This is a genomic window from Pasteuria penetrans, from assembly GCF_900538055.1.
In the GTDB taxonomy this organism is placed as follows: Bacteria; Bacillota; Bacilli; order Thermoactinomycetales; family Thermoactinomycetaceae; genus Pasteuria; species Pasteuria penetrans.
On record NZ_UZAC03000001.1, the window covers coordinates 439,754 to 452,775 of the forward strand.

Annotated in this window: 4 protein-coding genes and 1 tRNA gene; all 5 read left to right on the forward strand. The window is 42.6% G+C overall.

From position 1 onward, the window contains the following. Nucleotides 1-110: 110 nt before the first annotated feature. The gene (locus tag PPRES148_RS01775) at nucleotides 111-494 is read left to right on the forward strand and encodes a hypothetical protein (protein WP_149452957.1); all 384 of its coding nucleotides are present in this window, start codon (nucleotides 111-113) and stop codon (nucleotides 492-494) included. A gap of 2,057 nt (nucleotides 495-2,551) precedes the next feature. Further along, a tRNA-Arg gene (locus PPRES148_RS01780) sits at nucleotides 2,552-2,625 on the forward strand. A gap of 74 nt (nucleotides 2,626-2,699) precedes the next feature. Beyond that, entirely contained in the window at nucleotides 2,700-3,287 is a 588-nt protein-coding gene (locus PPRES148_RS01785; RefSeq protein WP_149452958.1) for a TetR/AcrR family transcriptional regulator, read from the forward strand. A gap of 1,599 nt (nucleotides 3,288-4,886) precedes the next feature. Further along, a complete protein-coding gene (locus PPRES148_RS01790; protein WP_187820373.1) occupies nucleotides 4,887-6,527 on the forward strand; it encodes a putative polysaccharide biosynthesis protein in 1,641 nt (546 codons plus the stop codon). Between the two features lie 332 nt (nucleotides 6,528-6,859). Next, on the forward strand, nucleotides 6,860-8,488 hold the full coding sequence (locus tag PPRES148_RS01795; protein ID WP_149452960.1) for a putative polysaccharide biosynthesis protein: 1,629 nt from the start codon (nucleotides 6,860-6,862) through the stop codon (nucleotides 8,486-8,488). Nucleotides 8,489-13,022: the final 4,534 nt, after the last annotated feature.

The following is a 13,022-nucleotide window of genomic DNA, read 5'->3' on the forward strand; positions in this document are numbered from 1 at the left end:
GTATTGGGGCTCTGGAGGGTCTCTTTTTTGTCCCCCCTGTGCCATTTGCGGACCCGTCTCTGGATCTATTTTTTTAATTATTTAATTATAATATAAAATATAATAGGGTAATGGATGAACGTTTTAGAAAACAAAACCGGGGTGATCGGCAGCGGGGGCAACAGCATTTACAACAGTTGGCATGGCAGTGGGGACTTACACCTCAAGAGCAGGAGAAGATAGATAATAATTCGGATTGGGGGGGTGTTCAAAAGCGCGGACAGGTACGTCGTCCGTGGTTGCCCCTTTTTGATGAATATGAGTACGGACACGGGGTTTCGTGTCCTATGAGGGATGGGGAGAGTCTTTTGAAACGGCAGGTGGTAGCAGGTTTCAAACCGCTTGGAGCTGTTGTTGTAAAGAGTAATGGTGGGGAGCGTCTCTGGGGAAAAGCAGGACGAAAGATGCAGTCGATGTTGAAACAAGGGGGATATCGGAACCTGCTTTTGGATTAAAGCCATGGGGGGCAACCACCCTCATGGCCACCAACCACGTAGGTCCCCTTTGTCGGACCTGTCTCGGTTCCCCCCAGTTGAAAGTCGCCTTGGGGGATTTATTCCCTGAATCCTTGTCCATCATTTAGGGTAAGACGGATTCCTCTCTGAACCTCTCCGAGCCCCTTGTTCCCGTCTTCTCTATAAAACTCTAGCGAGCTTGCCCTTTGAAAAGGACTTCCGACCTCTCTCTCCACCTTTACTGATGTCGTGTTTTTTCCAAACTAGTGGTGGTTTCAAGATTCCCCTCCCCCCTATTTTTTTATTGTGCGATTTCCGAAATATTATGGACAAACTTCCTGATCCCGTTCACTGGACAAGTGAAGTTGATGTACACTCTTTTTTACTATATCAATTGAAATACCTACAAAAAATGGGGGGTTCGTTCAAGTAGGCTATTTGCATTGAGAGTGGGGATGTTCCCAAGATCCCCACATTGGTTTGCATTCTTTTCCCAAGGTTCCGGGGTAGCTCGTTCATCATGGGTATGACCCTTATCGGCAGTAGAAGCTTCAGAAGGGGAATCCCAAGGGTTCGATGATTCGCGTGGAAACCACTAGTTATAGGAGAAGAACCCTGTAGATAGGTTGTGGTTCCCCTACGATTCTCTTTCCTAAGGTACGGAAGGGAGGATCCGTTTTTGTGAAACGTGATCATAGGTATATGCATGGTGGGTGGGAGAAGGGGTGTCCCCTCCGCGTTGATGGTGTGCCCCTGTAGGATTTTTTGAAACGATCCCCCGTTGTTATGCCATAGTGGTATCCCCCGTTTTTCTCCTTTCTGTGGGTTGGGGCGCTATTAGAATTCTAATCTAAAGTGTGGGGAATCGACGTTCCCTACATTCTGTAGTTTCCTTTAGGGGGGATACTATCTACACATAGGTTTGTGGTCTGGGGCTCGTGTCCGTATCCATCATCGTAGAATTCAGAAACTGGAAGGGTATTCGCATTCAGGACATTTTGTACTATGGAATCGGTCAGCCAGAATGCGTCCCGATCTGGCGAAGTTTTTTTCCTTCGTTCACGCGGTTTACATACAATACCCTTGATGTCCACGGATGCCCTATTAGGTCCCCTGGTATCATAGACCCTCCCTTCAATTTCCGGGGGGAGGTTGATGATTTAGTGGAGGGCGGCGAACACGGCGAACAGCCCCCTCCTACTTACGTCGCGTTCAGGCGGCTATCCCATCGGAACTAATGGAGTTGGGAAAGGGGAGAAATCTTTATGCTGAGTATCCCCCTTTTATCTTTCATTTCTCTACCCAATTGGCAAATTCATCCTTAATTATATAGCATTTATATAGAGAACATATTGTATGTCCGCTGGAACCCTTTTTTTGTACTATCCCTGTTTTTTTCCTGGAGGATTCCCTTTTATCTTGTTACTTCTTCATCCAACCTCAAACGATCCTAGGATTGAGTCTATGTTTACGAGCAACCTTAGACGCATGATCACCATGAAGATCCCCCCCACATTATTTTCCCCCTTAGTTTCATAGTCATAGTGGTTTTTCTCCATTCTTCCTCCCTTTCCCCAGTCGACTGATTTCCAATTCCCTATCACTCAGGGGATTTTTCAAATCATCAACCTCTTTTTACAGGAACCGAAGGGATGGAGAATTCATCGGATGACACCTCAACTGAGGGGGAATGTATGGGCCGATATGTCCTCTTTGTTTTCCTCCTTTATCCAACGGTTCATCGTGTGTTGATTGTAATGTCATATTGTCTAGGTACCTGAGCAACATGTTGTCCTCCACCCCTGATCTATTCAAATGCCCTTTTTTTGAATTCCAACGAGAATTTCCTCCGTGCCATTTTCGTGTTCATACCTCACAGGGGACCCGTTCTCCTTGCATTCCATTGAACTTATTATACCGAGGGTCCTAGTAGTCATCACCTTGCGGGTATCGCCATTTCAACATAAACTTCCTTTTTCGACCCTATAAGCTTAACTTTTGGGTTTGTTCAGGTTATAATAGGCCAACAGGGGGAAAAATTAGTGAGTGGTCCATTTGCGCCCGTAGCTCAGGTGGATAGAGCAGCAGTTTCCTAAACTGCGTGTCGGAGGTTCGAATCCTTCCGGGCGCGTTTGGGTAGGATCTTTCCTACCCCGTTCTTTCTTTGTTGATCAAATTACACCAGGGAGGCAACAGAATCATCTCATGCGAAAGAAGAGATACGAGAGGGTTAGCGTCATATTTCGGGCCGCCATCAGAATATTTTCGGTACATGGGTTTCACGAGGCTAAGATGGATGAAATTGCAAGATTAGCCGGGATAGCTAAAGGAACAATCTACTATCATTTCAAAAGCAAAGAAGAGCTATTTATGTGTTTGATCGACGAAGGCATGGATCGGCTGCTCAATTGCATCATAAACAGTCTCCGCAACAAAAAAACATCACATGAGCGTCTGCGGACCCTGTTGGAAACACAATTGGAGTTTTACAACAACAACCACGAGTTGACGAAACTCCTACTAACCGAGTCCCTCGGTTCTGAACAACGCCAGTATCATCTCCGCAATAAGATTCGTTCCTATTTGGATCTCATTGACGGGGTGTTGCGTGAGGGGTCGCGCCAGGGGGATTTTTCTTTCATCCATCCGCGGGAGACCGCAACCGCAATCTTCGGGGCGTTGAGTATTTTATCGTTGGATCGATTTTATAACCTAGAATCGTCCGTAGACGAATGTAAGGAGGAAAAACTGGCTATTCTGTACGCTACGGCTCATCAGCTACTTCTTCCCTGAACCCGTTCCGATTAGACTCCTTTTGTTTTGTTTAAATATATCTAAAAATTTTGATTTTTTAAGAAAAATTAAAGAGCGAGTGAAAACAGAAAAAATAGAATGACCCTGAAATTACTGAAATTATTTAGTAATTATTAGGGTCATTTTTTTCTAAATATTTCATTCATACAGAACATTTAGATGAAATGATTGGCTCTTGATCCAATTTTGGGATCGGAATATCATCGGATAGCTTTTATCTGATTTTGGATCTTGAGGTTGAATCAGGGGATCTTGACTGAACTTCAGGCTGGGAATATCATCAGGTAGCTTTTTCCGGATTCTGTATTTCAAGGATGGATTAGATGGGTGTCTATCCTTTTCCATACATCCCAATATTTTCCTCCTATCGTGATTGCAAGGGCACTTTTTTCTAAAGATCCCCCTTTATCCTATACTGTTTCACCCCACTCTAGACGGTTCCGGGGACGAGTTCATGGTTACGAATAACTTCGGACACATATCTTTATGCAGAGCCCCCTTCACTACTTTTTTCTTTGGTTCTATGATGTAGCGATTTTTTTCATTTCCCTGTTCCTTTGACATATAATATTTTTTATAATTTTATTATAAAATTTTAAAAAGAGTATTGCAGAGCAGAGTACTTCTTCTGAAAAAAATATCAAAAGATTATTATAATATTTTTATAGTAATTTAATAATATATTATAAAAATATTTGTGTTATTACTTAATTTATAGAAAGAGGTAAGGGTAGTTGGTTCTTATTTTGTTCCTTCTGTGCATGCTGGATAGACTGGATCCTGACGGAATCCCATGCTCAGAATATCGTTGGGTGGTTTTTGATTCATTCCGTATTTTTCAGGATGGATTGGGTATAGGTTTACCTTTCTCCCATAATGAACTGGTATGCATCCGTCCATTATATACATGTCCATGCTATTTGGTATACAATAGAGGAGTCGAGTCTGGGAAAATGTGAATATGGGGCTCCACAACGAAATATCCAATTTTACCGAACAATGGTCCCAAAATTGTTCCCAGTATTGCCCCCCAGGCTTGATATTCGTCCGGGTTTCAAGATAGACCCACATATCCGAAGGGCGTGTTACATAAATCTGAAGGATGCATAGTTTTTGTTGTGTAGAATAACAAGCAGGAATCTCATTATAGAATGGAGAAAACCCAATCTAGACTAGAGGGGAATACCCCCTTAAAAGCTGTGCAGGAGTAACCGACATAACGAGGGGTTCAAACATCCTCCTCTCCTTTACATTTGTAAGTACTATGATTTCAAACTTTGGTTTATTGATCCTAACAATCCGAAACAAGTAATATAAATAAAAATATAATTATAAAATTTATTTAAAAATATTTATATCTCTGTTGTGAGCCACTTTCATAATAAATGCGGGGGAAAAGTTATAGGAACAACGTTCACCCATCGATTCCCTCGGTTATCAGGAGTTGTGAATTTGGATCTTGAAAGGACAAGGCGATAGAAAACATACGATGGGGATTATTTAGTATCCTGGAGTCGCACTAGAATCGCTGATTTGTTAGAATGAGCGATATATATTTTTGGGGGGATGTTGAAACCGTTGGCACGCAATTTTGCACATGGTGCCACCTTCTTGTTCATCACCATGTTGTTGACAAAAATACTGGGATTTTTATTCTGGTTTCCTTTCCGAATTATTGCCGATGAATCCGTAGTTGGCCTGTACAATCTAACCTATCCCACTTATAGTATCGTACTTACTATCGCCACTGCAGGCATTCCAACTACCGTTTCTAAACTCGTTTCTGAGAGACTCGCTTGTGCGGATTCCTGGGGGGCTCGTCGTATTTTCCGTGCAGCCGTTTTTGTATTGACGTTTACTAGTGTTCCAGCGAGTATCTTTCTCTGGGTTGGGTCTCCTTGGATTGCTCGTATCATTTCAAAACAGGAAACATATGACTCCATGGAAATAGAGCCCTCCCTACGCGTTTTGTCCATTGCTGTTCTCCTCGTTCCCCTTATGGGGGCTTTACGGGGATACTTCCAGGGTCAGAGACGAATGGCACCCACCGGTGTTTCCCAATTCCTGGAACAATTGGTACGAGTAGTTGTTATGATCGTTTTGGTTTATTGGTTTACAGCCGCTGGTTATAGTAAATCCATGGTTAGCGCAGGAGCTATGTCGGGGGCTCTAGCAGGGGGTATAGTCGCACTTCTCTTTATGGTTTTTCTTTACGGGAGGGAATACCGAAAGCAGCTTATTCAGGAGGAGAAAATAGGGTTTGAAAATGTACCCATCTCCCGTTATCGCAGTCGAGCGCGGGAACATGGTTCTATTCTTGTGCTGGCGAGGCAAATCATGCGATATGCCCTTCCTATATCCCTGGCTTCTCTCTCCCTTCCCCTTTTTCAGGGGGTTGATTCCCTTACGTTTCTCCGTCTCCCCGAGTCCGTTCATATTTTCGATAACAAAGTTGCAATGGGCATTTATAGTCGGGGTGAGCCCTATGTCAACATCATTACTATTCTCTCTGTTGTGCTCGCAATGAATATTATTCCCACTCTTTCCCGCTATCTAAAAAGGGGGGAAATCAATAAAATCAGGTCAAGGATTAGGAGATTGTGGCTCATAACAGTTGCCATCAGCCTGCCCGCTACTACCCTGATGGGTATGCTTGCTCCCTCCCTCACCATACTCATGGCCGGGGATAGTCGGGGATCTATGGTGTTGACTCTCTTAGCAGTTTCCGCCATTTTTGGCAATTTATCCTTGGTAAGCTCAAGTATTTTGCAGGGTTTGGGGTACGATAAGGTTCCCATCCGCCATCTCTTTGTGGTTATTATTTTAAAACTGTTGGGTAACTTAACCCTCGTTCCCCTCTTGGGGAGTATCGAGGGTGTGGCATGGGCTACGATTGTTGCTTATGCCGTTGCCTGTGGCTTGAATACAGGATACCTACTACGAGAGGTAAATTTGACTGTCGATTTCCGTCATATAGTATTAAAACCCTTGTTTTGTACTGCGATTATGGCGACCCTTCTCCTCCCACCCATGATTTGGTTAGAAAATCATCTTACCTCTACCTCACGTTTTTTGCATCTAGGGACTATTATCATTATAGGAACGATGGGGGTAGCTATTTATACTGCCCTTGCTTTTTCTTTTCGTTTGATCACGTCTCAGGATATTGCAACACTCCCCTTTGGCAGGAGGGCACTGATTTGGTGGAGAGGAAAATAATTCCTATAAAGGGAATCGTGCCCACTCCTATTGTCCATGGAAATGGGCATAACAATCTGAGGGGGGCCAAAACAAATGGGCCTCCTTGGGGTTGTTATGCCTATTTCCATTTGCCTGGGAACTATCCTATAATTAATTTTCCGAATGTATTTATTTTATAAAATGTTAAAAATAAAAAAATTTTCCGAATAATATTCCATACCCCTATCGACCCCCTAACAGATTTCCCCTAATCAATAGGCAACGAATGGATGGGAAAAGGGAAAACTAAATCATAGGAAATCATCTCATCCACGGGTCACCATCCCCGCCGGGGAAGGGGGATAGAAACTTTGGCACGCAGTCTTGTTCATGGCACCGTTTTTCTCCTTATAGCAACATTGATCACCAGGGTTCTGGGAGTAGTTTTCCAAATCGCCCTGCGTCACATGACGGATGATGCAGTCATAGGTATGTATACAGATGCTGTTTACATATACAATATTGTCCATATTATTGCTACCGCGGGTATACCTGTCACGATTTCCAAGTTCATTGCAGAGCAACTGGAACGGAAGGATCTCTATAGTGTGAATCGCACCTTCCGGGCTGCTATGTCCATTCTTTTCCTTACAGCCGGTTTTGCTGCTATCCTCTTTTGGTTTGGTGCGCCCTATCTACCAGCATTGAATGGGCTTGATGATTCCGTACATATTCTGTCCCTAACCATACTCCTTGTACCCCCACTTTCTGTACTCCGTGGCTATTTTCAGGCCCATCAGCGTATGGAACCCACGGCCGTCTCCCAAATTGTTGAACAAATCGTGAGGATTATATTTATGATCGTGGTAGTGAACCAATTGAAACAAATGGGTTCGAGCAGGGAAATACTCAGTGCAGGATCCATGTCAGGAGCACTAGGAGGGGCGTTCGTGGCCTTTCTATTGCTCGTTGTCTGGTATCGGAAGGAACGTCAACCCATAACCTACACGCCAATATCTGTTCGATCTGTTCCCAGTTACCTCTATCGGAGTAGAAGCCGGGAACGAGCTCCCCTCATGACTATAGCCTATAAGTTGATTAAACACACATGGCCCATCACATTGGTTGCAGTGGCCCAACCCCTCCTACAAACCATAGACACTTTTTCTTTTGAGTATCTCCTTCCCGAAACAGGAATCCCAAAAACGGAATTTCATATAAAAACACAAGCAGGGATTTACCGACGGGGTGATCCCTATGTAAATGCTATGAACATTCTTGCAACGGCATTGGCTATCAACCTTATTCCTACCCTGGCTCGGCATTCCGCCAAAAACAGACAGAATCTCATTCGTCGTACTATTGAACAAACTTGGTCCACAATCACAATGAGTAGCCTGCCCATGGCAACGATGATAGCCTTATTGGCCCCTCATTTGGTTACTATCATAGCCAAGGATCCACGTGGTTCCTTTTTTTTGGCTATTTTGGTTACCGCCGGAATTTTTGGCAACGTTTCTTTGGTTAGCTCAAGTATACTGCAGGGGCTGGGGTACAATCGCATACCCATTCGGCATCTTCTATTTGCCATTGCTCTTAAACTATCGGGTAACTTCGCCCTCATTCCCTACCTTGGTGGTGTAGAGGGGGCGGCATGGGCCACACTAATAGCCTATGCCATTCAATGTGGCCTTAATGTTGGTTACATCATTCGTGAAAAGAAACTATCCCCCAATTTGCGGAATATCATCGTCAAACCCATCCTATGTACCACGGTAATGTCCCTGATCCTATTCGTTCCGTTGCTATTCCTTGAAAACAGTTTACCTTTCCCCCATAAAAAAATGTACGATTGTATTATCGTACTTAGCATAGGTTGTTTGGGATTGTTTATCTATATGGGAATGATTTTCCGTTTGAAAATGATCACAAAGGAAAACATCCTATCCTTCCCTCTTGGTAAAAAAATAATTTCTAAATGGGATAAATTATGGGGATAAGAATCATGGCACATCCAGACAGGTGTATGCATTGTCCCAAAGGGGGTGTTGATTCTGATCCTGGATCTCTGGGGGCGGTCCCATTCTTGATTTAGTCCATAAATGTTATACAACAGCCTCATAAGGGGTAAATACAAAAATGATACGAAAGAAATTTTTGTTAGAATTCAAGCAAAGGGAAGTTGAATAGGTTAGCAGGGGTGGACAAGCAAGTTGTTAATGTACCTAGACAGATAGTACTGTTCGTACGATCAATTGTTGGGGGAAGGAGGTATTGGTTAGCTTATTTTCCCTTCGTAGGGGTATCGTTGGATGGATTCTTCCCATTCTTTGGGCCTTTCGTATAGGGTGGTTTCTAAATCTTAGTGGCTAGAGAACTGGGGGGATCCTATGATGTATCCTAAATACATAGGAAAATCGGCTCCTGATTTCCATGCCCCCCCCTAATCGAGGAAATCAGACCTGTATTTTCGTGGGGGCATCTTTTGGGGAATGTCCCTCGTTTATAGTAGATACAAGCGTGTACAACAATAAAATGCACAATAGGTATGGCGAACGCGAATCCGTGTAATAACAATGACCCATTCTAAAAAATACATGAAAAAAATATTTATTGAAGATTGGATCCCCTATTCCTTACCCTTTGGAATAGGGGGATACCCTATGTACTCATGATTTCGGGTGGTTATCAATCCATTGGTAACTACGCGGGGCCGTTGAATTCGCCCGTGAGTGGATTCCAAAAATGGGGTGGGTGTACGGAAGGGTGAGACAACCTTTTGAACGTTCGTCTCCCCTATATTTTAAAACAGGTGATCTCATTAGTATTGTAGTTTGTCTATATCTCGGCGGAGGTCATAGCACTGGTTTATGAATCGGGATGCAGAAGGTCTGAGGTATGATCACAGTTCCAGGGGACGAGTTATGAATTATGAATGTAGGGGTACTATACAAGAAATGAGGATTGATCCTGTTTCGTATTGCCACAGGGGAGGTAGGGGAGCATTGGACTGTGGAGGATTAGGAATAGGGGACCCCCAATTCTTATTGGTAGAATGTATGCATCTGTTTGGGTATTGCCATATTGCTATCGATTATATTTCGCCCTTCATTTCCGATGACAATTTCTTGTTTGGATTACCTTCAAGAAAAATCCGCTGGTTCAACGAACGCGGGACATAAATTAGCGAGGATAAGTTCCCAGGGATCATGGCATGGATAAGATCATCATAACAAGTAGCATTAAGATCAGTAGTTATGGAGAGGGATACTGGAAAATAGTTTACAGATTCAATGATGATTATGGGCAGGGATTGGCTGGGGACTTGGTTTATTCCGCACAGAACGAATGTTGGGGGTTATTTTGTTATGGCAGGATGAAAATGGGGAGAGGGTGACCTACGAAAGGGAATTACATGTTCATTTCCTTGGCATGTGGTACACACCCTTTGCATAAAATTGCGGGAGCGTCCCCCTAGGCACAATGGAGAGAGGCGGATGTAATGTTTCACGTGAAACATTGGTAATCCCCCCATGATTTGGGCCAATGCTTCAATACTATGTTTCACGTGAAACAAATGGAGGTTGGGTTCGATCGTGTGCGTATATTCTCCAGGGGTTTCTTCAGGTATTTTTGAATGGTTTATCCTACCCAAAGGGGATTTCCTTTAAACCCTAATTATAAAAACTTATTTATTTTTTTATAAATATAAAATATGAAAATTGATTTATTCCCCTTCAACCGGGTGTCATAACACATCCTACATGCGGGCAGCAAGTATTTTTTCACAGGAGGTGTCCTATTATTTACCCATAGATTGCCTCGGTGATCCGAGATCTTACCACTGGAGGGTTCTCTGACCCCCGCATGATCCTAAATTACTTTGACTTCCATTGTTTCTCCCTTATTTTCTGTTTTCATTGCTGGTATCCCTCTCCCTATTGGGGTTAGCTTGGTTTTGCTAATTTTTATTGGCTTACTGCCTATATTTTTCCGGGGTTCCTCTGCTCCCTATATTCTGTGCTGTGTATTACTAGGGCATAATTCCGGGACCTGTTCGATTACGAGCTAGGTTTAAGGTCTGTGGGGGAACAACAAAAATATATGCTATGGAATCCAATCCTCTGATGACAGAGATTCCATTGGTGCCATCCTATTACCCCTGGGGTACTCGCCTCGTTCGTTATGCTACTACACTTCTACACCATACCCCGGATTGTAGTATCTGTTGTCCTTATTCCGCTTTTTCCCTCTGTTTTCGGTCTCCTTATACAAATCAATAGGATCCTATGCGATAGGGAATCCCCATTTGGATACGATTGGATCTTTTGAGTGGCTTGCTTACTTTCCCCATGGAACCTCTCCCATCGTTTAGTAGAATGATGCGGTAGTTGGGATCATGTCGGAGGTGATCTATGCTATCCTGTAATCTCCCTCACAAAACTGCTATGACTTTTGCGCTTATCGGTTGGTATTCATCACAAATTTGCATACCAACCTGGAGTGCTATTTCCAGATCGAGGGCTGCTATAACTTATTCCCTCAGCTCTCTTAGCAGATTCCCTCTTTCGTCTGATGGGATCGATTTTTTCATAACAGCATCGCAAATGTTCTTTAAAATATGGGTTATGAATTGTTACCAGTTTATGTTAGAGCAATTCACATGAACAGCCCTCCTAGGACCGAGGTGCGAGTCGCTAGTGATGTGAGGAACATAGGCTAGACCCCATGGACGGATATTTTGAGGGACGTGATTTCAAGTCTTAAGGAATTCGGTGGTATCGTACCCAACCCACAGGGTCTTCCCGACATTGAGGGGATCGTATCAATAGTAGGGTTTCTTAAGGATGGATTGGGAAGAGACCTTCCGGGGTTCGGGAATAGAGAAGATAATAGGTTCCCGATGGATTTGAATTGTTCGAGTCCTGACACCATCCCTCCGAATCATGAGATGGATGATTCTCCAATAACATGTTTCACGTGAAACATATAGACCCCTTTTTTATGAAGAGAGGGGTAATAGTCATATAGAATCATGTAGGGGGGTTCATAACAATGAATGCAATGTATCATATATGAAATCAACAAATTTTACATTTTACCCTTCCGAACATTGAAAAGCAACCCCATTCAATGTGATCTTGGGGGGTGAAGAAAAATAGAGGGAGAACTGAAGAGTAATGGGTTTTTGGATCTAAATGGCTACAGGATTATGGTTATTTAGAGGGATATGTTTCCATCCTCCTATCGGATCTATGGAATTCACAAATAATGAATTCCGGTTTGTTATCTTCTTCCATCATAGGCTTGTATCACGGTTTCAGCATATCTATTCCGAAATATTGGAACTGTTTTCACTATATATTTTGATTTATAGGAAAAATGGAGGGAAAACAGCAATCCTATCGAAGACATCGGGAGTGCTTAGAAACAAAAATTTCGGATTATTTTTCTATGGATCATAATGGAGGTTTCTTTTTCCGGGATGTTTAGGGGCTGTTATTTTTCGTTTGTAGTTTTTATGGATAGGCAGGGGAACAGTTTTCATTTCACTAATGGGGTGGAATTTTTCTTTCTTCTTATAGGGTTCGAACATTTTTGTGGTTGGCAACAATGTCCTCTTCCCTCCCGATTTGCATGCAAATTTTTGATAGCCATGGATATCAAATCATTAGGAATGCGTTGCACAATCTTGGGATAGAATTACAGGGGTATCCCGATGGATACAATTGAGGGGCAAACGACGTATTTCACGTAAAATAAGTGAGGGCATAAACTATATTCCAACACATATATAAAATATACAAAAATAACCAAATACAGAAGCGGAAAGTTACTTATATTTCTATATGATAAGATTCATGAATATGTTTCACAACGACTGATCTCTCAAATGCTATGTTTCACGTGAAACATATGAGATATCCCTGTGAAGAGAAGGGTTACTATCCATTGTGGAATCGATGGATTTTATATTTTCGCTTATCGGGATGTTGAGAGGAAATCTCATTCAATGCAATCCCTAGGGTCGGGTGAACGGGAGGGGGTTCGAATCATATTACCTTTTCGTATCCTGGAACCCATGAACAATGAATTGTGAATCGTTATTTGTTCCTATTATAGGATTGTTCTCCATTTTCAACATATCTACTTTGAATTGTTTGAACCATTGTTACTACATCTCCTGATTTATAGGACGGATGGTTGAAGGGAAAACAATAACCCTATTTAGGACATCGGTAATTTATATAAATAAAAATGGTGGAGCATTTTGAAATCGACCATGCTGCATGTTTCTTCACCAGATCTGTTTAGAATTTGTCATTTTTCGTTGTAGTTTTTATAGTCAGGTGGGGAGGAATGGTTTTTATTTTTCCGATGGATCGTAGTGGTCCTTTCTTCTTACAGAGACGGCATATTTTTTAGATTGGCAATAATGCCTTCTACCTCCTCAGTTTGCATGCAAGTTTTTGATAACAATGGATATCAAATGATTCGGAATGTTATGTACAACTTTAGGGTAGAACTGCGGCA

What these genes read in the sequence shown, in the direction of transcription:
- PPRES148_RS01775 (WP_149452957.1), top strand. Translation starts at nt 111, where the DNA reads ATGGATGAACGTTTTAGAAAACAAAACCGGGGTGATCGGCAGCGGGGG.
- PPRES148_RS01785 (WP_149452958.1), top strand. Translation starts at nt 2,700, where the DNA reads ATGCGAAAGAAGAGATACGAGAGGGTTAGCGTCATATTTCGGGCCGCC.